Here is a 26502-nt window from a genome sequence, read left to right as displayed (position 1 = left end):
AAGCTAATCACTTTATTTTTAAAGGCTGATATTTTTCAAAGCTTCCATTATCAATACAGCCTGCCAAAGATTTTATCTGCCACCATATCGCACGCCTGAAGCTAACCGGTGAATCCAAATACTCAAGATAATTGATTTCTTTTCTCATTTTATCCTCTATTTTCCTTACACATAATTTTATAGCATTATCAGACAAATATACCGCTCCTGTTTCTTCATCACGGCTGAACTCATCTATACTTATTTCATTCCCCTGAATCAAACTAAGTATAGTGGAATCTATCAGCAATGCTCTCCATTCCTCAAGCATATCACTTACAAGTGCCGGATGGTTTCTCTTTATCTTATGTATAAATCCTATATATGGACTTAAATCCCTGCTTTCAACTTCTGCAAATATTTCATAAAATACTATGGTATACCCGAAGCTTATCATGGAATTAAAAGCATCAAGAGGCGGCTGCCTGCTTCTACCATCAAAGGCAAACTCTTCTCTTATTATTTTAGATAATGCCTTAAAATACTCTCTAGCAGCCATCCCCTCATAACCCAGTACTTCATCCACAGATTTACATTGGGATATTTCATTCTCATATATACTTATCTTGGAGAGTTCTTCTTTAATATCCTTATCGGAATGCTTTTCATATCTTTTTAAGATAATACGCTGATTATGTATCTTAGCTGCCTGTATTTTCTTTGCAAATTCCAGGCAATCACTGTTTGAATCACTAAGATACACCTGTTTTTTTAGCCTCTCGGCATAAAAATGTGATGTGCTTGCCAATCTTCCAAAATACTTTCCCTTTGTAGAGAGAAATGTCACCTTTATACCCTTTTCAAGGCAAAACTTCTTTACAGGAACTGTCATGGAACTATTACCGAAAATCATAATAGACTCAAGTGTCTCCTTAGGAAAACTCTTCTTAGTTCCATCTCTGCATTCTATAATTATTTTACCGGCTGATGTGGTAATCTTTGAGCCTTGTTCTGTGATATAAAGGCATGCCATACTTCCCTCCTAGGATAAATCTATCGGTTCTTCTTCAAATTTTCTTAGACTGCAAGCTCCAAACAGATGTTTTGTATGTTCAAACTTCGTACAGTTTATTACTCTCGGTGATACTTCCATATCTTTATCATGTTTAGCATTGGGAAACATTACACTAAGGATATTTGATGTAAAGTCTACTGCTTTGGTCCTTTCAAAGCTTGAATATATTATAGTTTTACTTTCAAATCCTGCACCACCGCCTAAAAAACAAGTGTATCTGTCTTTACTAATAGGTGCCTTTTTAAATTGTTTTGAAACCTTATTCCAATAATTTTCATAGAAGCTTCCTATAGACTCTATAATATCAGGTTTTGTATAATCACAAAAACTGCTGTCAATAGTAATGCTGAATCTTATGGTTGTATCAGGCTTTATACACTCCCTATAAAGAGGCAGCGCAATTTCTGTTCCATCCGTACTTATATCGACTTTTTGGCATACACATATATCTTCATCGGAGATATATTCACTGTCCGATACCATAAAACCCCTTAATGTATCATTTATTTTATTATCCAATTTATTTTTTCCATCCGAATTCGGAAATAAATCTTTATGGAATATCTTTACATCAATATCTGTCAAAGTGTTTTTGTACGCTTTTTCAAATTCTTTTCTTCTTGGATTCTTCCCAAGCTCCCAGGCTGTTTCGTCAAGCTTTCCCTTTATCCCACAATTTGAATTCTGTATAATATACGCACCTGCCAGTATGGTTCTTAGCATTCCCTTTAGGCTGCTTCCGGGTACATATACCCTTCCATTGCCATCTCTTACAAATCTTACTATACCTCTACCCTTTACATCCCCATCACCTGTACTCTTAGTATCACCAAGGCTAAGCTCTTTGATATTCCAAGTCTTATAGATTTTTTCATCTATATTATTGTCTTTAAAAAACACTGCCAAATCCTTGCTTGTATCAAGCATATATTCTTGATATTGCTTTAGCAAATTTCTTTTTAGAAAATATTCAAACATAAGCTTAGTGTCTATAATTACCACTTTATCTTTTTTAAATAAAGCTTCTTTTTTATTTATGGTTTCACCACTGCCAATAAATACCGGTCCGACAGTTTTTAGCTCTATATTATATTTTTTAAGAAAATCTCCCATCACCTTACCCCCATAAAGAATGGTTTTCCATATCTATATACAGGATGTGTACCGTTATTTTTATCTGACACATCATAAATATCCCCTTCAAAGGCATTCTTATATACCGAACCCGCCTCAATCATATACAGGTCTTTCTTTTTTCTAAATGTATCGGCATATTTTGATGAAGCTATAAACCCGCTTCTTTTCACAACAGTATATGATGCACCTTCAAGGCTTTGTTCCAACTCATCCTCATTTGGCAGGCATAATGATAAAGACATAATATCCTTATAGTTGTCTACATTTTCAAATTTTTTTACTATCTCTTTGACCGGAATATCTACACTTAACTTAAATTTCCCATATCCTGATGATACTTTTCCTCCAATACCTGTATAGGAAATACTCTGCATCAGCTTACTTATCATTTCAAAGTCTTCATCAGCTTCATATCCCACAAAAAAATATAGTCCACTATCCTTTTTATATTTAAAAATCTCTACAGCATATAAATTATTTACTTCATCTTCACTTGCCGTTTCCATAGATACTTTTTCCATCAAAGCAGACTCTCCGAGGTTTTCACCGAATAAATCTGCTTCCGCTTTTATATCAAGCTTCCCATTTATAAAGTCATCAAATCTTGACACCGGTATGTATCTTAGCTTCTTTAAAGCCTTTTTTATTATGGAATCACCATCAGCATCATTGTTTAAACGAATTATAGGCTTTGGCAGATAATAATCACATCCTATATATGGAAATGCATTTGATATTTTCAGCTTGCAATTTTGACAAAGTTCCAGTAATCTGTCCGACTTACCATACTTTAATGCCTCTATAAATAAAGCTGAAAATATTGTATCTGCATTTAGTACATTTTGACCTTTTTCAAGTCCGCCACTGCCAAAATGCACTGCTGTAGTAAAATCCAACTTTAATATTTTATAGTTCATACTACACTTCCTTTAATATACTTTTGCATCTTTCCACGATCTCATCTACTTTTTCATCATCATTTGTTATAAGTACATTTACATCGAGATCCTTTATATCAACTCTACCATAGCCTCTTGAGCCTGCTGCACCAAGATAATCATATTTTAAAAGCTTAAATGCCGTCTTCAAAGTCTTGAAGTCTTCTTCTATCTCACTTTCATCCTCGATATTATAAATTAAGCTTATACGATATTCTATGCCCTTAATAGCTCTTTCTATCTGTCTTGGATTAGCCACTCCGGTAAGTCTTGATATTGTATTTTCAAACTTTACCTCTGTTGCATCTATATCCTCAGAGTCCAGCCTTTTCTTGCTTTCCTCACTCATAAAGATATCAGAGAAATAAATTCTGCCTGTCTTCGGATCTTTCTTGTCTGCATGTCCAAAAAGTCTTCTCACCAATTCAGGATCACTATTATGTTCCTTAGGCAATTCACCATTACTAAGTTGCTTTGATAAAAGAGACCTTAATTTCCCCTTTAAACTGCTGCCGGGTATCATGGGTAAATCATCATCTATATCCTTTACAACAACAGAATCCACTGCACCGATTGCTGCAAACTGTGATCCTCCGCCTATATGCAATCCTGTTAATGACTCAATAATTCCACTAATTTCAAGTTTTCCAAACATATCTATCCCCTCCTATTCATCCTTTCCACCAAGATATTTTCTATATGCTACTAAAGCCTCCATATACAGACAGAATAAAATCAATTTATCTTTATCTGCTTTTATCTTATCTATCTGTTCAATAATCTGTGCTTCTTCTACAAACTTCTTTACAGACGGTTCTCTTCCCGCTTCATAAATAGTATGCATCTTAAAATATTGTATTTTAGCAACCCAATCAGAGCTTAATGTATTACTCTTTAGTCTCTTTGCTTTTGTATACATATCACTTACCATTGCCAACAGCTTTCTGATTTTTGATGTTGTCAGTATCTTGCTTTTCCCGGCTATAAGATTATTTATTACATCTTCTGCCTGCTTTACATAATTTTCATTAGTAAGTTCTATCGGACTCCTCTTTTTTTCTGTATCACTTCTCTCCCTATTATAGCCAAAATTATTATAACTACCCATCTATCTGCCCTCCTCTTTTCTTATCAAATAGCTATAGATATAGATTGCTGTTATTGCCTGTTTAGTATCATTATCATTAAGCATCCAATCATACAGTTTTTCTTTAAAGTTTTGATATATTTCTTTTCCTTCTTCACTTATATTACCCTTTGGTTCCATTCTGGCGAGTGTATATGCCATTCTTGCCAGATTAATCTTCTTATCCCTATTCCTAAAAAGCTCCAAAAGGCTATACAAAAGGCTCTTTCCCTTATCTTCCGACTTAGAAAAGAATTCGCTGATAATAGTAAATTTCTCTCCCATTACATTTTCAATAAATTCATCCCAATGATATGAATTATACTTATCAAACAATGTAATCGCATTCTTACCCTCAAGTTTCTTTGAACAATCCTCAAGTTCACCGGTCTTTTCCGCCATATATGATATAGGATATTTTGGCATATACATTCCAAGGCCTGCTGAAATAGTAAGTGTTCCTTGTGTATATTCCTTTAAGTTATTATATAAATCAATACCAAACTCCAGAATATCTTTCCACGCTCCCACTACAAATACATCATCTCCGCCTGAATATATAACAGCTATTTTTCTATTTTCATCTTCATTACCTTCGCTGTCAAAATACGGTATTTTGTATTCAGCATTTTTCAATATATTATTAATATCATATTTGAAAAACTGGGTAAGCTTTCTTGAGAATGCGGCTGACTTTGACAGAGTCTGCTTTTTACTGTCAAATCCACCTACAAAAGCCTTTCCAAGATTGTCAATATCACCTCTTAATACTCCAAGCCTTTTAATGCCTATACTGTCCTTTACCAGGTCTTCTAAAGTATCGGCATCATGATAGTCTCCGACATATATTGTTTTTATATAGTTATTTCCCTTATATAAGCTATTCTTTGAGTAGGCACGAATCAGAATATTTTTATTTGTCCTAAGGTATTCTTCACCATCTCTCCTGCTTACATTTTCCACACTCAAATATCCGCCTTTATATATAGGCAATATCCCCTTCTTTGCATCATTTACTACAGTAAATATTTCTCTCTTTAATATATTTCCCGACAATTTTGCAAAGCCTTCACAGATACTGCATACACCGTCACTGTTTAGATTGTAAGAGCTGTGGCAAATCCTGCACTCCCTCTCTCCATCAGCCTTTTTTCCCTTATTCAATATTTTTATCTGACTTGCATTATATCTTCTAAGTTTATTTTCAGATACTGCTGCAGAGGCTTCTCTAAAACAATTACTATATGCTCCTTCAGGCTGATTCTCCAAATCATTACAAGAACACTGTGCATATCCGGTTCCCACATATAAATCAATTCCAAATGTATCCTGCATCCAATTCTTTACATCAGCATCAAAATCTTTGATTAAAGTTTTTGTTTTTTCTGTATTTGCCAATATAAAATAAGCATGTCCGCCACCTGCATACAATAGATTCGCTCCGGATAATTCAAGCTTATTCAAAAGTTCATCTATTATATTTTCCATCAGTATTTCCAGATAAAAAGACCTTGCTCTAAGATTCTTTAACACATCTTCCTTACCGTATTGACCATATATGAATGATTGAATACCTGAGAAATCCATACTGTAAAGCAACATACTCTTTTCACTGTAAAATCCCTTAGGATTACTGCATATCTGCTCCTGTTCTTCAAGCTTGCCGTTTTCTGTGAGATATTCAAATATGACACTTCCAATCGCTATACTTTGTTTGATGTGTTCATATACCGATATGTCCGTATTTTCATCCTTTGATACCGGCATATATGATGTAGTCTGTTCCAATAATTCAAGAAAAGAATTTATAAAGTCCATATCCGCACTTGATGCCTCAAGCTTTTTTGACAGTTTTTCCTTTATAGTTTTATAAAATTCTTCGTTCGGTTTAGCTACAATGTCTTTTGGAATATTAACTTTTTCATTTTCATATAGAATACTTGCATCATACTTTTTTGATTCATTATTCTTATTTAGTATGTTGAATATACTATATAGATTCTCTCCCTCTAAAAAAGCAAATTCCAAATCATGAGTATTTCTCCTGTCGAAGTTTGCTGATATCTTATCTGCCAATTTCCTTATATATATGTTAGCAGTATTTATATCTTCACTTTTATTGAAAACTATTTTGTTTGCATAATATAAAAGGCTATCATATATAAATTTGGTTTTTATATCATTATTCAAATGCTATTCCCCCCATTCCTATTCCTGTTTTTATTCCGACACCTGAATATGTTCCGAAAGTAAGGAGCATATTGGCGAGATTTACAAGTTGAACCGGACCTTTAACCACTATCGTTATATCACCTATAAATGCCGGTACTTTTGTGCCATCCAAATGGAATGATGTGCTTCTTAACTTATACATACTTATTTCTACATGCTTTTCAAAAGTTTCAAGTATGTCTTTGCCAAAAACTTCCATCTGAGTAGATGCTTTATCAAATTTCATCATCAAACTCTGAAAAATCAGCCTTACACTTGGAAAAATCGCATATTTCCCATCTTGTTTAAATGATGTGGGAGTTAAGAAAGTTATCTTTAGTCTCCTCTGACCATCTTTTAAATAACACTCTTTCACCAAGTCCTTATAGCTGATATTTTTCTCTGTAACAGAACTCACCTTATATTCTCTATCTTTATGCTTGATATCAATAATCTTCTTGTTTTTAAGTATATCCGCTATCTTCTCCTTGGCTTCCGCATTTAGTGTATTCAATGTCCAAATCAATTTATTGTTATTTAAAGTTATATATTGACTATATGGATGCAAGGTACTGACATGCAATTCCTCCACATATTCAACATCTATATTTTCCATTATAAACCCTTGAAATAGTGAGCCAAGTAAGTCATTCCTACTTTTATCAAATTCTCCTTCAAGCTCTATTCTAAGTGAACTTAACATGAAGTAGTTTCCTCTCTATGCTCACTGATTCTTCTCTTCAACTCTTTATTCATATCATCATATGAATCCCAGTATTCCGGTTTTATCCCAAAGTTTGTATAATTAAATAATTTCTTTATCTTATCCATTATCTGAACCGGAGTAAATCCTGTCCTATTCTTTATATCATTACTATCCAAAGCAACAATATCATGCGCAGCAAGATTTCTTACCTTTTCCTCTACGGTTCTAATGTTAGATGCTATATCAAAAAGGACCTCATCATCTATCAAATTCTTTATTAAGTATAGTAATGCCTCAGAATATATAATTCCAAACCTAAACTCTTCAACTTTATCTTTATCGCTATGTTTGATTTTGTATTCTTTATTTACTATATCCTTAATACTTGTATCTTTACCCTGTATGTTTTTTGCTATTTTTCCAGTATCCCATACCCTTACTTTATATCCGTTGAGTGTACAATATTTGTTTATGTCAAGTTTTCCTCTTCCCTTTAGCACCACTTCAAATAATTCGACCACTATAGGAGTTATTCCTCTGACAAAGTCTATATACTCTTCTCTTTTTACTTTGATGTTCAGCCAAAGCGCATATTCAAAAAGTTTTCTTGCATCCCCCGCCTTAACCGGTGTAATATCAAATCCCTCTTTTTTATATTCATTATCAACCTTTTTCATATTAAGGTTATAGCGATTTACTGCACGTAATAACTCGTCTATATAATTTTTTGTGCTGTTTTTTTCCATATCTCTAGCTACCGATAATGCGGCTCTGTAGTCATATTCATCAATATGTTTTTTTATTATTTCTTCTTTTCTAAGCCTTGATAGGGATGGGCATTTGCTCTCAACACACCTGTTATTGCCTTCCTTTTCCAATTCCATGTTCATTTCCCACATCAGTTCCAACTCAAGAACTTTTCCATGTGTATGCTCATTCATCTTTTTTATAGGCGTACTGACCTGAATAAATTTACAATTATACTCATTCAAATCCTGTAAGATGACCAAGGCGTTTTTCATGGCAGGTGTACCTGAAGAAATATTAATAAAGAAATTATCATCATCATTTAACTCGTTGATAATATTATTTATTTCTTCCTCGAATTTAAATAAAAACGGATCATATTCTTGCACATTATCACGTTCTTTATCTGCAATTATCACAGACTCGATTTCCTTATTCTTTTGTTCTGCAAGTTTATTTATGAAAAACCTATATCTATCATCTTTTTCATGTTTTTCATAAATTTCCTTTGTCATATATAAATAGACTTTATCAATATCATAATGTCTACATATATGTAACATAGATCCATCATAGAAATTATTTTCCGATATCGGATCCGTTCCTCCAAGTGGTGAAAAAAGTATATTCATCTTTGCCCTCCAAATGATTTATAAATATATTCTTTTATGTTAAATATAATGTATTTTTACTGTTTATTCAATATTATATTAAATTATTTTAAACTTTTTATTAAGCTGTTTTCTATTTTATGTACTTATTCTGGTATAAATTCACTTCTATTCTCATATCAGCTTTCAAAGAAGAATTCATATGCTCTATTTGCTATTGCTCTTGTTTCAAGAAAATCTACAGCACCACCTACACCTGCTCCCACAAAAGGTACAGCCTTACCCAGGTTGATTACTCCTTTTGATCCGAACTTTGTTACAAATCTGAATCCTATAAGTTGATTTATTTTTGTAAGAAACTTTCCGGGAATAGTTTTGATAATATTGGTTGCTACCTTTGTTCCTACTTTTATCCCCGCCTGCTTTGCCAGCTGTGTAAGCGGCATACCTACAAGACAAGCCAGCACAAGAGTCTCTGTTTGATCGCTACTTGGCTCATATCCTGCCATATATGCAGCACAGGCAATCATTCTCATTTGCATATAGAGTACAGTGCTTACATTTACAGGCAATGTAAACGGAAGTGTTGCAATACCTCCTATACCTGTAATAATACCACTTGAAGTACATTTTAAAACCTGATTATTCAGCATGGACTTACAGGCTGCTTCCTTGCTTGGAAACTTAGTTATATAATCCTGTGCCATACTAACCACACTTGTATTTCCGATTCCAATACCCCTTATTGCCTGTTTGTACACTGTATCCAACCACTTTACTCCCTGTTCCTGTTTTACAATCTGATTATCCATTTAAATCTCCTTTACTATTCTTCCTATATTATACACATCATAAAGTCCAATAAAAACGGCACCATATTATAAAAGAGGTCACTCCTCCTTTTTCTTGGTTGATACTATCCCCTATAGGATACTTATTATATGGTCCCGGGCATACCTATTTGGTAATTGCCTTTATGACCATCCTGACTGCCGGGTTTATCAGGACCTTTTTCGCTGCCATTATGATAATACTTTCCATAATAAAATCCTCCATATCAAATATAATGCTACATGTTTTACTTTGTGTTGTGCTGCTTTATAGGTTACCTTGACCTTGGTGTCTGTCGCTCCTCAGGCAGTCAGTGTCTTGACTGCTATCTCCAGAAGCATGCTCACCAGAGCCTTTTTTGCAGCTGCAATAACGATTTTTTTCATATTGTAATCCTCCTATATACTCATACATTTTTGTTTCCTTTTGCTCTAAGCTTTTGCCTTAGCTCTTTGCTATGTTTATATTATAGCTCTAATGGTTTTTGTTTGATATTAGTAGTTTTTATCTATGTTGCAACCACTTTTATTTGCCTGTTACAAGCTATACTCTTGTTTTTATTGTAATTTTGCAACTACATTTTATTATCGTTTTAGCTTCCCCCCTTTACTTTTCTTAATTATATAAAGTGGCTTTCGCCACTACAGCTGCTGCTTCTTCGCCGCCTCGGCCTCAGTGACCAGCTTGGCGAGTTCCAAGAGCGCAAGCCCCAAGTGCGCAGCCACTTTTGGCCAGCCCTCCAGCCCGTCCCTCCTTGCCAGTTCGTTCAGTGTCTTCTTGCTTGTTTCCATCACTATATTCTTTTCCATGGTTTTTCTCCTTTTTCTTGGTTGATATTATCCTTTATAGGATACTTATTATATGGTCCCCGGCATACCTATTTGGTAATCGCCTTTATGACCATCCTGACTGCCGGGTTTATCAGGACCTTTTTCGCTGCCATTATGATAATACTTTCCATAATGAAATCCTCCCCTATACTAAAACTATTTGGCTAACCGTTTCACTTTACTTTTCAGTTTTTCTTCAGCTCTTTGTTATGTACCCATTATATCTCTAATAGTTTTTATTTGTAATTAGTAGTATCTTTGTGTCGCGCGACCACTTTTAATGTCTCAACTACAGTCATACAGATGTTTTAGTTTTGAAATTACAACCACATTTTATTGTCAAAGTGAAATTATATTGAAAGATCCGGTAAATCTTAGTTTTATCTTTTATCTGGAATATTTTATAAAATGGTAGACTTGTACTTATAATCATAGGAACATACGAGGAAGATAAAAATCTGTGCTCCAGCAAAAATAGGAGGTATTATCCTCCTATTTTTTTGACTTGGTTTTTATTTGCTTATCTTTATGATTTTATTTTAGATATGATATTAAATTATATGCTGTCCCCTTGTCGGGGTTATCTTATGTAAACTCTAGCCCATAATCCTGGACTATCTGGTTTATCTCTCTGGTTTCCGTCTCCTTGTCGGGGTTATCTTATGTAAACTGTTTATATCACAGTATTTAAGAAAGTTCCCAAAGGATCACGTTTCCGTCCCCTTGTCGAGGTTATCTTATGTAAACGATTCTACTAATTCTTATTATCAAATTCCAATGTATAAGTTTCCGTCCCCTTATCGGGGTTATCTTATGTAAACGCAAGAATGGATCAAGGGTTTTATGCACAGGTAGACCGTTTCCGTCCCCTTATCGGGGTTATCTTATGTAAACACATACCCGACAGCTAAAGAGCTTTATGCTCTTGAAAAGTTTCCGTCCCCTTATCGGAGTTATCTTATGTAAACTATCCATAGTACGAGTCCATAATAAATGAGGTTCTAAATAAATGTTTCCATCCCCTTATCGGGGTTATCTTATGTAAACTGAAGTAGGCGACGAGATGTATAATGGCAGACTTAAAGTTTCCGTCCCCTTATCGGGGTTATCTTATGTAAACGATGGTCACCAAACAACAAGTGCTGGCAAAGGCAGCTTAGTTTCCGTCCCCTTATCGGGGTTATCTTATGTAAACTTCCACTCGGAGACCCGAGATTACTAGCAGTAATAGTTTCCGTCCCCTTATCGGGGTTATCTTATGTAAACATCATTAAGAGTACAGTAAGCCATTTTCTGACCACCACCGTTTCCGTCCCCTTATCGGGGTTATCTTATGTAAACAAGGAGAAATTGACTTACATACATCAAAATTATTAAAGTTTCCGTCCCCTTATCGGGGTTATCTTATGTAAACATGTATTACAGGTAATACCTTATTTTGATTTACCCAATATGGTTTCCGTCCCCTTATCGGGGTTATCTTATGTAAACCTACAGATATAAACACCATGGAGGATTTAAAGAAAGCCTAGTTTCCGTCCCCTTATCGGGGTTATCTTATGTAAACCCTACCCCCTCTCAGCCCTTATAACACAAGGCTTTCAAGTGGCTTTAGCGTGCCTAAAATTTAACAAGCTATTTTTCTTTAAATTTTAGTGACATTTGTTACTACAAGTGCTACAAACCCTTTATTTATAAGGTCCGTCTCAAAATCACTTTTTTTAATAAAAAAATATTCTTAAGTTTAAATATCACACACTAAAATTGCCAAAATATTACATCTTATGTAAATAAGACTTTTTTTATTCTATCACATATTTTACTACAATACTACTGATATGAATATAAAACTAAAAAAGCTACAACACTATTCAGGTGCTGTAACTAAATTTACTTCGTTTTCTTTACCTTATTCCATTGTTGCATTTCTAACTTGTCTGCCCCTTTGCTTTTCTTAATTATATAAAGTGGCTTTCGCCACTACAGCTTCTGCTTCTTCGCCGCCTCGGCCTCAGTGACCAACTTGGCGAGTTCCAGGAACGCAAGCCCCAAGTGCGCAGCCACCTTCGGCCAGCCCTCCAGCCCGTCCCTCCTTGCCAGTTCGTTCAGTGTCTTCTTGCTTGTTTCCATCACTATATTCTTTTCCATAGTTTTTCTCCTTTTTCTTGGTTGATACTATCCCCTATAGGATACTTTATTATATGGTCCCCTGCGTATCTATTTGGTAATCGCCTTTATGACCATCCTGACTGCCAGGTTTATCAGGACCTTTTTCGCTGCCACTATGATAATACTTTCCATAATGAAATCCTCCATATCAAATATAGTTCTACAAGTTTTACTTTGTGTCGTGCTGCTTTATAGGTCTCCTTGACCTTGGTGTCTGTCGCTCCTCAGGCAGTCAGCGTCTTGACTGCTATCTCCAGAAGCATGCTCACCAGAGCCTTTTTTGCAGCTGCAATAACGATTTTTTTCATAGTGTAATCCTCCTATATACTCATACATCTTTGTTTCCTTTTGCTCTAAGCTTTTGTCTTAGCTCTTTGCTATGTTTATATTATAGCTCTAATGAATATTATTAAAATTAGTAATGTATTTCTATACTGCACCCACTTTTATCGGCTTATTATAAGTGATATAATAGTTTAAACTATAGTTTTACAACCACTTTTTATTATTAAGGAGAAAAACATATGGGTGAATCAAGAAAAGTTGATATTTATCTTCCACCGGAAATAATTCAAATGATTTATAATGACATAGAGCTTTTTGAACTGTTTAAACCGGACAAAGGCGATAGTATAATGGTAAATAATAAGAACGCCTTTATGAATCAACTACTCAGCGGTTATTTTGATAACTACAAAAATGAGATAAATGCTTATGCATCAGATATTTCTAATATATTAGGTCAATATAATATAAAGAATGATACTATCCGAGATATAGTTTCCTCTTTTTTTAATGATATAGTATTCTCACAAAAAGAAGATATCTATAAAAGTAAAAAAGAAATTAAAACCTCTAATGAGAAATTTCCATTTAGAACCACTGATAAAAATGGAACTATCGTAATATTAGATGAAATTGAATCAGAACTTCAAAATATTGACACCAGCCTATCAGGATATATATGCAAAATGTTAATATCTTATTTTAAAAAACCTCTATACGAACGTGAGCAGATTATATTTAGTTCAAATTATAAAAACATATTACAATGTTGCCAAAAAAACGGGATAAAATTTCTCTATTCATCAGATAACAAATGGTACACGGTAATACCGTATAAGATCTTCCGTGGTAAAGAACAGATGTTTAACTATATATTCTGTTATGGATTAGATGAAAATCAAAATACAAAAACTTACTCATTTAGGCTAAATCGAATAACCAATTTAAAGGTATCAAATATTCTTATTAATATACCTGAAGATATTGAAAAAAATTTCCTGGCAACACAAAGACTTGGTGCTTCGTATGCTATAAATAGTGATTTGGAAGAAAGCTGTGTTATTCTAAACACTAAAGGTCTATCTTCTTTTAAGCATATTTATTTTGGTAGACCACAAGTAGATAGTAAGGAACAAACTCCGGAGGGTAATTTTAAATATTATTTCAAATGCTCAACCGAACAACTATATAGATACTTTAGAAGGTTTAACCCGGGAGAAGCTATCGTAGAATATCCTATTGAGCTTCGTAACAAGATAATAAGATTCCACCAGAAATCTCTGGAAGTATATCAAGATAGTAAATTATAAAATATCCAAGTGGGACCATCGGAAAACAAATAATTTTAAATTCTACATCATAAAATAGGTTACTATCCTGACAAATCAGAGCGTTTTGGCTTTATGACTTTGTCAGGATGTTTTTTCTTTAATTGATAAACTAAAGTTGAATTTTTATGATCTATTTTAAAAAAGTCATTAAAACAAATTAACTGTAATCATAGTTAAATTATAATATGGCTCTTTGTCAAATGTTGGGATGGGTTGAACAACCCACTTTTTCAAATAAACCTTTTACATTCTATCACATATTTGTGTACTTTACTGATTATATCCCGCTAACACAGAAAAAAGCTACAACACAATTCAAGTGCCGTAACTAAATTTACTTTGTTTTTATTACCCCATTATGTTGTTTAATTTCTAATTCTCTTTCTTTATTTACATTTTTTAATTATATAAAGTGGCTTTCGCCACTACAGCTGCTGCTTCTTCGCTGCATCGGTCTCAATGACCAACTTGGCGAGTTCCAGGAGCGCCAGCCCCAAGTGCACAGCCACCTTTGGCCAGTCCTCCAGCCCGTCCCTCCTTGCCAGTTCGTTCAGGGTCTTCTTGCTTGTTTCCATCACTATATTCTTTTCCATAGTTTTTCTCCTTTTTCTTGGTTGATATTATCCTTTATAGGATACTTATTATATGGTCCCCAGCGTACCTATTTGGTAATCGCCTTTATGACCATCCTGACTGCCATGTTTATCAGGACCTTTTTCGCTGCCGCTATAATGATAACTTCCATAATGAAATCCTCCTATATACTAAAACAATTTGGCTAACCGGTTAACTTTACTTCTCAGTTTTTCTCCGGCTCTTTGTTATGTGCCTATTATATATCTGATAGTTTTTATTTGTAATTAGTAGTATTTTTGTATCACACGACCACTTTTAATGGCTTAACTACAGTTATACAGATGTTTTAGTTTTAGAATTATAACCACATTTTATTGTCAAAGTAAAATTATATGGAAAGATCCGATAAATCTTAGTTTTATATTTTATAGAATAGTAGACTTATAGAGAGAATCATAATAATGTCTGTGGAATAAAAACTGTACCCCGACGAAGGTAGACGATATTATCCTCCTATTTTGTAGACTTGAATTTTTTTATTAGTTTATCGTTATAGTTTTATTTTAGAGATGATATTAAATCATATGAGCTTAATATATTTTCGTTCATTTACAATTGTTGCAATATCATAATAATAAAAATAATATGCCGTCCCCTTATCGAGGGGTGTCAGCTTTCAACAAAGCTGAGCTAGCAAGTGTAAAAGAGATTAGTGTCACAGAAGTTTCCGTCCCCTTATCGGGGTTATCATCTTTCAACTAAGATAGGTGTTCCTGCAAGATATCTTGAGAAGTGTATGTTTCCGTCCCCTTATCGGGGTTATCATCTTTCAACAATGAGTCTTCTCTACACTCCCAGATAGAGAAGACGGAAGGTTTCCGTCCCCTTATCGGGGTTATCATCTTTCAACTATCTGTCATTAATAGTATACTTTCGGTACTTACTAATTTTGTTTCCGTCCCCTTATCGGGGTTATCATCTTTCAACGGTAATGTACTTACTGCTAAGATACAATCAGCACAAGGTTTCCGTCCCCTTATCGGGGTTATCATCTTTCAACACTTCAGTACAAAAGAAGATAATACGAAGGATTCAATCTTTCGTTTCCGTCCCCTTATCGGGGTTATCATCTTTCAACATAAAAAATATTTGTCTGAAAGGAGACATTATATGTTTCCGTCCCCTTATCGGGGTTATCATCTTTCAACGGAATACACAGGATATGCATTAATAAAAGCATTAAAGTTGTTTCCGTCCCCTTATCGGGGTTATCATCTTTCAACGGTGCAGTTGTGCCCTTTATCGAAAAGATAACAGAGTTGTTTCCGTCCCCTTATCGGGGTTATCATCTTTCAACTGAAATTTACTCTCCAATTCTGTGGTACTAGGTGACTACATTCAGTTTCCGTCCCCTTATCGGGGTTATCATCTTTCAACGAGCCAGGTCTTACAATAAGTATGCTTACATATGATAACGTTTCCGTCCCCTTATCGGGGTTATCATCTTTCAACGAAATGAGATTCTTTTATCTATTAAAAGAGGTGAGATTAAGTTTCCGTCCCCTTATCGGGGTTATCATCTTTCAACAAGATAATATAGATAGAGAATAATTAAATATATTCTCGTTTGTTTCCGTCCCCTTATCGGGGTTATCATCTTTCAACCCTACCCCCTTTTAGCCCTTATTTTATAAGGCTTTCAAGGGGCTTTAGCGTGCCTAAAATTTAACAATCGATTTTCCCTTAAAATCTCGTAACATATATTACTTGAAGTGCTTCAAAGCCTTTATTTACAAGGGCCGTCTCAAAATTGTAAATTTTAGAATATATATGCACATTTAAAACTAAATGAATGCATAATTAATCACATAACCAATATTGAGCTTTAAGACTATTTTATTCTACCACATACTTCTCTTTTATCCAAGTCTATAAAATTACCATTTATTTTCTTCCCTTTGCAAATAAAATAAAGTCTTTATACACCTTCAGTATTGTATCTGTGCAAACATTTAGACTTGTGTTCGCATCCACTGCGGTTTGAACATACATATCCCTCAAATTTCTGAGTATAACCATCCTTTTCTTTATTTTATGTTTTTTATATGGTATCTAAAGTAAGTTTCTTGCCTTTACTTTTATAAAAAGTATATCTTTTAGACTCTTTCCACGTGTAAGCCTGATAAAAGCAAGATTCCTTTCACATAAGTCTACAATGTAATCAATTTATATACTTCTTAAAATCTGCAACGCTTAAGTTTGCTCTTGCCGCTGCTTCATCAATACTTAATATTTTATCACTTACCAAAGAAACGAGTATATCTATAGCACCTTCTTTTCTACCTTTTTCAATTCCTTTTTCCATACCTTTTATTATACCCTTTTCTATTCCTTTGGCTTCAATTCTATCCAGTACTTCACACATAGTCACTTGCTCCTTTCCTTTCAAATCACTTATTGTTTGCTCAAATCTGTTATCTCCTGTCATTGCAGACATAAGTGATAACAATTCTTCCACATGACAAATAGCAGTTTTATCAGCAATGTAATCTCTAGTTAACAACCCCCATTTCAAATGGGGGTTTAATTTTAACCCCTCCGGGGTATTTCTCAGGTTCCGCCAAGGGCGGGATTTCGCAGTACCATTTTTATCGGTAGCCTCCTAAAGAAGGCTCTTCTACTTTCTTCCGTCCGCTACCTTATCATTTTCTTCTTGTTCCTTAATATATTTCAAGATTGTTTCTTCATTTACATTTCCTACTGTCGATACATAATATCCTCTTGCCCAAAAATGACGATCGCCCCATTTATTTCTATACTCAGGATGTCTATCAAATAGCATTAATGCACTTTTACCTTTTAAATATGACATGAATTCCGATACACTTATTTTAGGTGGAATTGCTATATACATATGAATATGATCTATACATACTCTTCCATCTATCAACTTTACCTGTTTCATCTCACACAACTTTTTTATTATTTCCACCAAATCTTTTTTTGTTTCTCCATACATGATTTTTCTTCTGTATTTTGGTATAAAAACAATATGGTAAGTGCAATTCCAACGTGTATGTGTTATACTTTGATTATCCACTTGGATACCTCCTATGCTTTGATATGGCCTGCGAAACCAATATCATTATAGCATAGGAGTTTTTAATACTCTAAGTAACGCTTCGGCTTTGCCGGTTCCCCCATCTCAGATGGGGGATTAATAGCTTTTTTCATTTATTCTCATCTGATAAAGATAATCTGCTAATATTCTAAAATCACTTTTAAATAAAGATATCTTCTCTCTTTCTAAATATGCTATCTCGTAAAGATTTATCTTAAAGTCATTCACATATGGCTTTATTCTCTCATCTATATTCAGACATTCAAAAAGTGTTTTAGGGCAATTCCATCTTGTTTCATATCCAAGGTATAGCACCAAAGTAATAACCGGATACTTTATTTCATTCCTATTCTCTCTTCTACTCTGCTTAACATACTCAGATCCATCATATCCAAAAACTCTAAAAGGCATCAGCTTATCCGGTTGTGTTTGATTTTCCATACCGAACAATGCTATATTTATTTTGCTGTTCTGCCAATATTTTGCAACATCTCTATCCTGTGACCTGATTCTATTGTCTATCTTCAGCATACTTGATGTAGGCGTATCCAAAAGGCTCCTTTCATCAACAACTTCTATTCCTTCAAATAAAAGTACATTTAGAATATCTGCAAATACATCATTATATTTTTCTAGCATCTTTTGAGTAATATCTTTTGGCTTCATATCTCCCCCTTATTATAGCAAAAATACTTTTTACAATCTATTATCTATGGAATAAAACATTTGATTCAATTAGAACTAAAAGAATTTTCAGAAAACAAAAATAATATAATATACAAATACTACTATATAAATATCTTTAATACAATGGTTAATATAACAACTTTTTTTATATAATTTGCCTTGTAACATCAATATATCGGTAAATCATCTATATGAAAACTTAAAAAGGCCACCCGCTAAACGCAAGGCGACCTCCTTAACTTTTATCATATATTTACTTTATTCTTCATCTGTTTGAGCATCTGCATCTTTGGCTTCAGCATTCTCTTCGTCTTCTAAAACTTCCTCTGTTTCTTCAGCAGTTTCCATCTCAAAAGCCTTATCTTCAGACTCCAAAGCCTCCTTTGCATCAGCTATAAGCTCTTCCTTGATATCTAAAAGAGCCGGATCGTCCTCGCTTAAGATAATTTCATCTGTATCTTCGACAATCTCATCCGTATTCAAAGTTACGCTTCTGTATCTCTTCATACCTGTACCTGCAGGTATAAGTTTACCGATAAGTACATTTTCCTTAAGTCCGATAAGATGATCCACCTTACCGTTTATAGCAGCTTCAGTAAGTACCTTGGTGGTCTCCTGGAATGATGCCGCTGAAAGGAATGAATCCGTTGCAAGTGATGCCTTTGTGATACCCAGCATTACCTGCTTGCCGTCTGCAGGAGTCTTGCCCTCTGCAACAAGCTTTTCATTCATATCATTGTACTCCAGAACATCCATAGAATTTCCCGGAAGTACATCTGCATCATTGTTCTCTTCTATTCTGACCTTCTTAAGCATCTGACGAACGATAACCTCGATATGCTTATCATTGATCTCAACACCTTGAAGTCTGTATACTCTTTGAACCTCACGAAGCATATAGTCCTGAACGGCACGAACTCCCTTTATCTTTAAGATATCATGAGGATTTACACTACCCTCTGTAAGTTCATCACCTGCCTCAAGCACATCACCGTTTGATACCTTTATCCTTGAACCGTAAGGTATCAGATATGTCTTTGACTCGCCGGTTTCATTGTTCGTAACAATAATCTCACGCTTTTTCTTGGTATCCTTAAGCTCTACAACACCGCCAAACTCTGTGATGATTGCAAGACCTTTCGGCTTTCTTGCCTCGAAAAGCTCCTCGACTCTTGGAAGACCTTGTGTGATATCTCCACCCGCAACACCTCCGGTATGGAATGTACGCATGGTAAGCTGTGTTCCGGGCTCACCGATAGACTGTGCGGCAATGATACCTACCGCTTCACCTACCTGTACCGCCTGTCCTGTAGCCATGTTTGCACCATAGCATTTTGCACATATACCGGTATATGATTTACATGAAAGTATTGTTCTTATCTTTACGCTGTCTCTTCCGAGCTTGTCAAGCACCTTCATTACAGCTGCAGCTCTCTTTGGAGTACACATATGGTTTGCCTTAACCACAACTTCACCTGTATCCGGATCTGTTATAGTCTCCGCAATATATCTTCCTGTGATTCTCTCCTCAAGACTCTCTATAACTTCCTTTCCGTCTGAGAAAGCTTTGATTTCCATATATGGAATCTCTTTGCCCTCACAGCAGTCTGTTTCACGAACTATCAAGTCCTGTGAAACATCTACAAGTCTTCTTGTTAGATATCCTGAATCGGCTGTACGAAGAGCTGTATCTGAAAGTCCCTTTCTCGCACCGTGAGCTGAGATAAAGTACTCCAAAACATCCAGACCTTCTCTAAAGTTTGACTTGATAGGAAGCTCGATAGTATGTCCTGTTGTATCCGCCATAAGACCACGCATACCTGCCAGCTGCTTTATCTGCTTATCCGAACCTCTCGCTCCGGAGTCAGCCATCATAAAGATATTGTTATAGGCATCAAGTCCGTCAAGCAGGTCTTTTGTAAGCTGCTTATCTGTAGTATCCCAGGTCTTTATAACTTCCTTATATCTTTCCTCTTCGGTGATAAATCCACGGGCAAAGTTTTTAGCTATTCTGTCTACTGTAGCCTGAGCATTCTTTATAAGCTCAGGTTTGCTCTCAGGTACTGTCATATCTGAAATGGAAACGGTCATGGATGCAATAGTTGAATACTTATATCCTATAGCCTTTATATCATCCAGCACTTCCGCCGTTCTTGAAAGTCCATGTACATTTATAACCTTCTCTAAGATCTGCTTACACTGCTTTTTCTTTACAAGGAAATCTATCTCAGGTTTTAACTCATTTCCCGGGATACTTCTGTCCACAAATCCGAGGTCCTGAGGTATTATCTCATTGAATAAAAGTCTTCCGACCGTAGATTCAACAGTTTCAGATAATACTTCACCATTCTCAAGTTTTTTGCTTATTCTTACCTTTATCTTTGAATGTAATGTAACAATCTTGTTATCATATGCAAGTATCGCCTCATTTACACTCTTAAAGAACTTTCCTTCTCCCTTTGCTCCCGGTCTTTCCTGTGTAAGATAATAAATTCCGAGTACCATATCCTGTGAAGGTACGGCAACAGGTCCACCGTCTGAAGGTTTTAACAGGTTATTTGGTGAGAGTAAGAGGAATCTGCACTCCGCCTGCGCTTCCACTGAAAGCGGCAAATGCACAGCCATCTGATCACCGTCAAAGTCGGCATTGAATGCTGTACATACAAGCGGGTGAAGCTTGATAGCCTTACCCTCTACAAGCACAGGCTCAAATGCCTGAATACCCAGTCTGTGAAGTGTCGGCGCTCTGTTAAGCATTACGGGATGTTCTTTAATAACTTCCTCTAAGATATCCCACACCTCCGTCTGCATTCTTTCCACCATCTTCTTGGCGGATTTTATATTATGAGCTGTACCCTTTTCTACCAATTCCTTCATTACAAAAGGTTTAAAAAGCTCTATAGCCATCTCCTTTGGCAGACCGCATTGATAGATTTTAAGCTCAGGTCCTACTACGATAACCGATCTTCCCGAATAGTCAACACGCTTTCCAAGCAGGTTTTGACGGAAACGTCCCTGCTTACCCTTTAGCATATCTGAAAGTGACTTTAAGGCTCTGTTTCCCGGACCTGTTACAGGTCTTCCTCTTCTACCGTTATCAATAAGAGCGTCCACAGCCTCCTGTAACATTCTCTTTTCATTTCTGATAATGATATCCGGCGCTCCAAGCTCTAAAAGTCTTGCCAAACGGTTATTTCTGTTTATTATTCTTCTGTAAAGATCATTCAAATCACTGGTAGCAAATCTACCACCGTCAAGCTGTACCATAGGTCTGATATCAGGCGGTATAACAGGTACATTGGTGAGTATCATCCACTCCGGCTTGTTTCCGGAATTTCTGAATGCCTCTACCACATCTAGCCTTTTTATTATCTTTGCTCTCTTTTGTCCTGTAGCATCTACCAATGCCTCTTTTAATTCTACCGACTCTTTTTCAAGGTCGATATTGCTTAATATTTCTAAAATGCTCTCTGCTCCCATTCCGGCTCTAAATGAACCGTAGCCATAGGTTTCGATTGCATCTCTATACTCTCTTTCTGAAAGTACCTGCTTATAGTTGAGGGCTGTTTCGCCTCCGTCCAATACTATATATGATGCAAAGTATAATACTTTCTCCAAGATACGAGGTGCTATATCCATGATAAGTCCCATTCTTGAAGGAATTCCCTTAAAATACCAGATATGAGATACCGGAGCTGCAAGCTTTATATGCCCCATACGCTCTCTACGCACACTGGACTTGGTTACTTCTACGCCACATCTGTCACAAACTGTACCTTTATAGCGTATTTTTTTATATTTTCCACAGTGACATTCCCAGTCCTTGCTAGGTCCGAATATTCTTTCACAGAACAGACCGTCTCTCTCAGGCTTTAATGTCCTATAGTTTATAGTCTCAGGCTTTGTAACCTCACCATGAGACCATTGCAGTATTTTTTCAGGAGAAGCCAAACCAATCTTAATTGCATCAAAAGAAATTGGCTGATAAGCATCATTGTTTTCAGGCATAAAATTTGCTCCCTTCTATATAAAACGATAAATCGACTTCATTGATTTTATAGCAGATACATTCAAGTATCTGCTATAAAAGTATTCACTTTATTTTCAGATTATTCATCAAAACTATCTGTATCATCAAATGAATCTTCGCTATAGGAGGAATCCTCCCCCGAATCTATATCTCCATCATAGTCAGCATCTTCTTGAGGCTCGTCAGGGTATTCGGAAACCGATACAAACTCCCCATCCTTTACTTCCTGCTCACTATATCCGGCTGATTTGAACTCTTCTTTTCCATGATGTCTGCTCTCACCCTCTATAATAGAGTGTATGCTGAGGTCTGAATATTCGGTATTTTCTTTGAGTTCTACTTCTCTTCCGTCTTCGCCAAGTACACTTATATCAAGTCCAAGTGATTGAAGCTCTTTTAAAAGCACCTTAAATGACTCCGGAATACCTGCATCAGGTATATTCTCACCCTTAATAACCGCCTCATAAGTCTTTACACGACCTGTTACATCATCCGATTTCACTGTCAGGATCTCCTGAAGTGTATATGAAGCACCATATGCCTCAAGCGCCCAAACCTCCATCTCTCCGAATCTCTGACCGCCAAACTGTGCTTTACCGCCAAGAGGCTGCTGAGTAACGAGTGAGTACGGACCTGTTGATCTTGCATGTATCTTATCATCTACCATGTGGTGAAGTTTCAAATAATGCATGTGACCTATGGTAACGGGACTGTCAAAGTATTCTCCGGTTCTACCGTCACGAAGTCTTACTTTACCGTCTCTTGAAAGCGGAACACCTTCCCAAAGCTTTCTGTTTTCCGGATGTGAACCCAGGTATTCTATAACTCCGGGATCAAGCACATCTTTATATTTGTCCTCGAAATCGCTCCATTCACTATTTACATAGTCATTTGCAACCTCGAGCATATCCATAATATCATTCTCGTTTGCACCGTCAAATACAGGAGTAGCCACATTAAATCCAAGTGCCTTTGCTGCAAGTGAAAGGTGAATCTCAAGTACCTGTCCGATATTCATACGGGAAGGCACACCCAATGGGTTAAGCACGATATCAAGCGGTCTTCCGTTTGGAAGGAAAGGCATATCCTCTACCGGCAATACTCTGGAAACAACACCCTTGTTACCATGACGGCCCGCCATCTTATCACCGACTGAAATCTTTCTCTTTTGTGCTATATAAATTCTTACATTCTGTGTAACACCGGGAGCCAATTCATCTCCCGCTTCTCTTGTAAATACCTTGGCATCCACTACCACACCGTAAGCACCATGAGGCACCTTAAGCGAAGTATCTCTTACCTCTCTTGCCTTTTCTCCAAAGATTGCACGAAGAAGTCTCTCTTCCGCTGTAAGCTCGGTCTCTCCCTTTGGAGTAACCTTTCCTACAAGTATATCACCGGCTCTTACCTCCGCACCGATTCTTATAATACCTCTCTCATCCAGGTCTTTAAGTGCATCATCGCCCACTCCCGGAACATCTCTTGTGATTTCTTCCGGTCCAAGCTTAGTTTCTCTTGCGGCACATTCGTACTCCTCGATATGGATAGAGGTATATACATCATATTCTACAAGTCTTTCACTAAGAAGTACGGCATCCTCGTAGTTGTATCCCTCCCATGTCATAAATCCGATAAGCGGATTCTTACCGAGAGCTATTTCCCCATTGTATGTAGAGGCACCGTCTGCAATAACCTCACCGGCATTTACATGATTGCCCTTAAATACTATAGGCTTTTGATTATATGAGTTTGACTGGTTACTTCTGGCAAATTTGATAAGCTTGTAAGTATCCAGTACCGCATCATCATCTCTTTTAATAATTATTTTATCTGATGAACACTCCATTACAGTTCCCGAGTTTTTTGCCACCACGCATACACCTGAATCTACCGCAGCCTTTGTCTCCATACCTGTACCTACAACCGGTGCATCGGTAATCATAAGCGGTACAGCCTGTCTTTGCATGTTTGAACCCATAAGCGCACGGTTCGCATCATCATTCTCAAGGAAAGGAATCATACTTGTAGCCACAGAGAATACCATTCTCGGAGATACGTCCATCAAATCTATATTTTTCTTTTTAAACTCGGAAGTCTCATCACGGTAACGTCCCGAAACATTATTGTTTACAAAATGTCCTTCGACATCAAGCGGTTCATTAGCCTGTGCTACCGTAAAATTATCCTCTTCATCAGCGGTAAGATATACTACTTCCTCTGTAACTCTTGGATTTTCAGGATCTTGTGACTTATCTACCACACGATAAGGTGCCTCTACAAATCCATACTCATTTACTCTTGCAAAGCTTGCAAGTGAGTTTATAAGTCCGATATTCGGTCCTTCAGGAGTCTCTATAGGGCACATTCTTCCATAGTGAGTATAGTGAACATCTCGAACCTCAAATCCGGCTCTCTCTCTTGAAAGACCGCCCGGTCCCAAAGCTGAGAGTCTTCTCTTATGTGTAAGTTCTGAAAGAGGATTGTTTTGATCCATAAACTGGCTCAGCTGTGAACTTCCAAAGAATTCCTTAACTGCCGCTGTTACTGGTTTTATATTTATAAGGGATTGAGGTGTAATTGAATCGATATCCTGAGTAGTCATTCTCTCTCTTACAACTCTTTCCATTCTTGTAAGACCAATACGATACTGATTCTGTAACAGCTCTCCCACCGCTCTTATTCTTCTGTTTCCTAAGTGGTCGATATCATCTCTGTTTCCGATATGCTCTTCTATATGCATATTGTAGTTTACCGTGGCAAAGATATCTTCCTTGGTGATATGCTTCGGAATAAGCTCATTGATATTTTTTTCAATAGCCTTTATAAGCTCTTCACCCTCATTTTCCTCCATAAGCTGCTGAAGCTTCGGGTAGTACACCTGCTCCGTAACACCTATGGACTTCGGATCTGTGAGCTCAGGCACATAGCTTTCAATATCCACCATCATATTTGAAAGGACTTTTACTTCACGCTCCACTCCCTTTATCCATACTGCCGGAATTGCGGCATTTTGAATAGTAGTGGCAATCTGCGCATCAACTACTGTATCAGCCTGCGCCAATACCTCGCCTGTATTCTCATCCACTACATCTCTCGCAAGAGTATGTCCCTTTATTCTGTTTTTGAAATGGAGTTTCTTATTGAATTTGTATCTTCCTACCTTTGCCAGGTCATATCTTCTGGCATCAAAGAACATAGCCCTCAGTAAGCTCTCGGCACTGTCTACCGACAGAGGCTCACCCGGTCTTATCTTCTTATATAATTCAAGCAAACCGTCCTGATAATTTTCAGATGGATCCTTGGCAAAACTCGCCATTATCTTTGGCTCTTCGCCAAACATATCTATGATTTGAGTATTTGTTCCAAGACCGAAAGCACGCAAAAGCACTGTGATAGGAACTTTTCTGGTTCTATCCACTCTTGCATAAAAGATATCATTAGAATCTGTTTCATATTCAAGCCATGCACCTCTGTTAGGTATGACCTGAGACATAAATAACTCTTTACCTATTTTGTCATGATCTATTGTATAGTAAATACCCGGGGAACGAACCAACTGGCTGACTATAACTCTCTCCGCACCGTTTATTACGAATGAGCCGGTATCTGTCATCAGTGGTAAATCTCCTAAAAAGATTTCGTGCTCGTTTATTTCGTCCTTATCCTTGTTTACAAGTCTTATTTTCACCTTTAACGGAGCTGCGTATGTTGTATCTCTATCCTTACACTCTTCTATGGAATATTTAACTTCATCTCTTGCCAACTTGAAATTGACAAAATCGAGGCTAAAATGTCCTGCAAAATCTTCTATCGGAAATATATCTCTAAAAACTTCTTTTAAACCTGCATCTAGAAACCATTGATAAGAATCTTTTTGAATCTCTATCAAATTAGGCATTTCTAGAACTTCTTTTTGTGTTTGGAAGCTCATTCTCATGTTCTTCCCAGAAGTTACCGGATGCATCTTGCTTCTATCCATTGACGTTTCACCCCTGTATAATTTTATTGTATGAATTTGGATTTTTCTATGTTATAATCAGAATAATCCATTCATTTAGTTTAGCCTTTTGGCAAGTTACATTAGACATTTTCACATCTAAACAGCTATAAAA

The 26502-nt window shown here is 36.2% G+C and carries 16 protein-coding genes, 3 pseudogenes and 2 CRISPR repeat arrays; of the genes and pseudogenes, 1 reads left to right on the top strand and 18 read right to left on the bottom strand.

Going from position 1 to position 26502, the window contains the following annotated elements; all coding sequences use genetic code 11:
• Positions 1-7 precede the first annotated feature (7 nt).
• The 11 genes from cas1 to J4O15_RS07165 form a co-directional block, all read right to left on the bottom strand.
• Positions 8-1012, bottom strand: a complete 1005-nt coding sequence (gene cas1 / locus J4O15_RS07215; RefSeq protein ID WP_208100227.1) for a CRISPR-associated endonuclease Cas1 — start codon at positions 1010-1012, stop codon at positions 8-10.
• Between the two features lie 9 nt (positions 1013-1021).
• A complete protein-coding gene (gene csm5, locus J4O15_RS07210) occupies positions 1022-2167 on the bottom strand; it encodes a type III-A CRISPR-associated RAMP protein Csm5 (RefSeq protein WP_208100226.1) in 1146 nt (381 codons plus the stop codon).
• On the bottom strand, positions 2167-3108 hold the full coding sequence (csm4, locus tag J4O15_RS07205) for a type III-A CRISPR-associated RAMP protein Csm4 (protein ID WP_208100225.1): 942 nt from the start codon (positions 3106-3108) through the stop codon (positions 2167-2169). Before csm4 ends, csm5 begins: the two co-directional genes overlap by 1 nt.
• A gap of 1 nt (position 3109) precedes the next feature.
• Positions 3110-3784, bottom strand: coding sequence for a type III-A CRISPR-associated RAMP protein Csm3 (gene csm3 / locus J4O15_RS07200; RefSeq protein WP_208100224.1), 675 nt, complete (start codon positions 3782-3784; stop codon positions 3110-3112).
• A 12-nt stretch (positions 3785-3796) separates the two neighbouring features.
• Positions 3797-4237: a type III-A CRISPR-associated protein Csm2 gene (csm2, locus tag J4O15_RS07195; RefSeq protein WP_208100223.1), complete on the bottom strand. Its 441-nt coding sequence runs from the start codon at positions 4235-4237 to the stop codon at positions 3797-3799.
• Positions 4238-6445 carry a type III-A CRISPR-associated protein Cas10/Csm1 gene (cas10, locus tag J4O15_RS07190; protein ID WP_208100222.1) on the bottom strand — a complete coding sequence of 736 codons (2208 nt, stop codon included), beginning with the start codon at positions 6443-6445 and terminating at the stop codon, positions 4238-4240.
• Positions 6438-7169, bottom strand: a complete 732-nt coding sequence (cas6, locus tag J4O15_RS07185) for a CRISPR-associated endoribonuclease Cas6 (RefSeq protein WP_009220641.1) — start codon at positions 7167-7169, stop codon at positions 6438-6440. Before cas6 ends, cas10 begins: the two co-directional genes overlap by 8 nt.
• Positions 7163-8551: a type III-A CRISPR-associated CARF protein Csm6 gene (gene csm6 / locus J4O15_RS07180; RefSeq protein WP_208100221.1), complete on the bottom strand. Its 1389-nt coding sequence runs from the start codon at positions 8549-8551 to the stop codon at positions 7163-7165. The genes cas6 and csm6 overlap by 7 nt, the downstream gene beginning before the upstream one ends.
• Before the next feature lie 158 nt (positions 8552-8709).
• Positions 8710-9342, bottom strand: a complete 633-nt coding sequence (locus tag J4O15_RS07175) for an EcsC family protein (protein WP_208100220.1) — start codon at positions 9340-9342, stop codon at positions 8710-8712.
• Positions 9343-10002: 660 nt separating this feature from the next.
• A complete protein-coding gene (locus J4O15_RS07170) occupies positions 10003-10170 on the bottom strand; it encodes a hypothetical protein (protein WP_009220645.1) in 168 nt (55 codons plus the stop codon).
• Between the two features lie 580 nt (positions 10171-10750).
• Positions 10751-11758: a CRISPR direct-repeat array (repeat unit 36 nt; unit sequence GTTTCCGTCCCCTTATCGGGGTTATCTTATGTAAAC).
• 413 nt (positions 11759-12171) lie between these two features.
• Positions 12172-12339: a hypothetical protein gene (locus J4O15_RS07165; RefSeq protein WP_208100219.1), complete on the bottom strand. Its 168-nt coding sequence runs from the start codon at positions 12337-12339 to the stop codon at positions 12172-12174.
• Positions 12340-12884: 545 nt separating this feature from the next.
• Between J4O15_RS07165 and J4O15_RS07160 the strand changes: the two genes are divergently transcribed.
• Positions 12885-13955, top strand: coding sequence for a WYL domain-containing protein (locus J4O15_RS07160; RefSeq protein ID WP_208100218.1), 1071 nt, complete (start codon positions 12885-12887; stop codon positions 13953-13955).
• Between the two features lie 446 nt (positions 13956-14401).
• Here the strand turns inward: J4O15_RS07160 and J4O15_RS07155 are convergent, their stop codons facing one another.
• The 7 genes and pseudogenes from J4O15_RS07155 to rpoB form a co-directional block, all read right to left on the bottom strand.
• Positions 14402-14569: a hypothetical protein gene (locus tag J4O15_RS07155; protein WP_208100217.1), complete on the bottom strand. Its 168-nt coding sequence runs from the start codon at positions 14567-14569 to the stop codon at positions 14402-14404.
• Positions 14570-15275: 706 nt separating this feature from the next.
• Positions 15276-16217: direct repeats of the CRISPR family, unit length 36 nt; unit sequence GTTTCCGTCCCCTTATCGGGGTTATCATCTTTCAAC.
• A 451-nt stretch (positions 16218-16668) separates the two neighbouring features.
• Positions 16669-16778: pseudogene (locus J4O15_RS16535) on the bottom strand (transposase); the annotation flags it as partial.
• Positions 16774-17106: pseudogene (locus J4O15_RS07150) on the bottom strand (Rpn family recombination-promoting nuclease/putative transposase); the annotation flags it as partial. The pseudogenes J4O15_RS07150 and J4O15_RS16535, both read right to left, overlap by 5 nt.
• 123 nt (positions 17107-17229) lie before the next feature.
• Positions 17230-17658, bottom strand: a complete 429-nt coding sequence (gene tnpA / locus J4O15_RS07145; protein WP_156791601.1) for an IS200/IS605 family transposase — start codon at positions 17656-17658, stop codon at positions 17230-17232.
• A 126-nt stretch (positions 17659-17784) separates the two neighbouring features.
• Positions 17785-18339, bottom strand: a pseudogene (locus J4O15_RS07140) (Rpn family recombination-promoting nuclease/putative transposase); the annotation flags it as partial.
• A 279-nt stretch (positions 18340-18618) separates the two neighbouring features.
• Positions 18619-22368, bottom strand: a complete 3750-nt coding sequence (gene rpoC / locus J4O15_RS07135; RefSeq protein ID WP_208100216.1) for a DNA-directed RNA polymerase subunit beta' — start codon at positions 22366-22368, stop codon at positions 18619-18621.
• Between the two features lie 101 nt (positions 22369-22469).
• Positions 22470-26369 (bottom strand): DNA-directed RNA polymerase subunit beta, encoded by a 3900-nt coding sequence (gene rpoB, locus J4O15_RS07130; protein WP_208100215.1) that lies wholly within the window; start codon positions 26367-26369, stop codon positions 22470-22472.
• Between the last annotated feature and the right edge of the window lie 133 nt (positions 26370-26502).

This window comes from Lachnoanaerobaculum sp. Marseille-Q4761, from assembly GCF_017565785.1.
GTDB lineage: Bacteria > Bacillota > Clostridia > Lachnospirales > Lachnospiraceae > Lachnoanaerobaculum.
Note: the sequence above shows the minus strand (reverse complement) of the source record. Positions and strands in the feature narration are given on the sequence as shown.

What these genes read in the sequence shown, in the direction of transcription:
- csm2 (WP_208100223.1), bottom strand. Translation starts at nt 4,237, where the DNA reads ATGGGTAGTTATAATAATTTTGGCTATAATAGGGAGAGAAGTGATACA.
- csm4 (WP_208100225.1), bottom strand. Translation starts at nt 3,108, where the DNA reads ATGAACTATAAAATATTAAAGTTGGATTTTACTACAGCAGTGCATTTT.
- J4O15_RS07175 (WP_208100220.1), bottom strand. Translation starts at nt 9,342, where the DNA reads ATGGATAATCAGATTGTAAAACAGGAACAGGGAGTAAAGTGGTTGGAT.
- J4O15_RS07155 (WP_208100217.1), bottom strand. Translation starts at nt 14,569, where the DNA reads ATGGAAAAGAATATAGTGATGGAAACAAGCAAGAAGACCCTGAACGAA.
- J4O15_RS07170 (WP_009220645.1), bottom strand. Translation starts at nt 10,170, where the DNA reads ATGGAAAAGAATATAGTGATGGAAACAAGCAAGAAGACACTGAACGAA.
- csm5 (WP_208100226.1), bottom strand. Translation starts at nt 2,167, where the DNA reads ATGGGAGATTTTCTTAAAAAATATAATATAGAGCTAAAAACTGTCGGA.
- J4O15_RS07160 (WP_208100218.1), top strand. Translation starts at nt 12,885, where the DNA reads ATGGGTGAATCAAGAAAAGTTGATATTTATCTTCCACCGGAAATAATT.
- J4O15_RS07165 (WP_208100219.1), bottom strand. Translation starts at nt 12,339, where the DNA reads ATGGAAAAGAATATAGTGATGGAAACAAGCAAGAAGACACTGAACGAA.
- cas6 (WP_009220641.1), bottom strand. Translation starts at nt 7,169, where the DNA reads ATGTTAAGTTCACTTAGAATAGAGCTTGAAGGAGAATTTGATAAAAGT.
- csm6 (WP_208100221.1), bottom strand. Translation starts at nt 8,551, where the DNA reads ATGAATATACTTTTTTCACCACTTGGAGGAACGGATCCGATATCGGAA.
- rpoC (WP_208100216.1), bottom strand. Translation starts at nt 22,368, where the DNA reads ATGCCTGAAAACAATGATGCTTATCAGCCAATTTCTTTTGATGCAATT.
- rpoB (WP_208100215.1), bottom strand. Translation starts at nt 26,369, where the DNA reads ATGGATAGAAGCAAGATGCATCCGGTAACTTCTGGGAAGAACATGAGA.
- csm3 (WP_208100224.1), bottom strand. Translation starts at nt 3,784, where the DNA reads ATGTTTGGAAAACTTGAAATTAGTGGAATTATTGAGTCATTAACAGGA.
- cas1 (WP_208100227.1), bottom strand. Translation starts at nt 1,012, where the DNA reads ATGGCATGCCTTTATATCACAGAACAAGGCTCAAAGATTACCACATCA.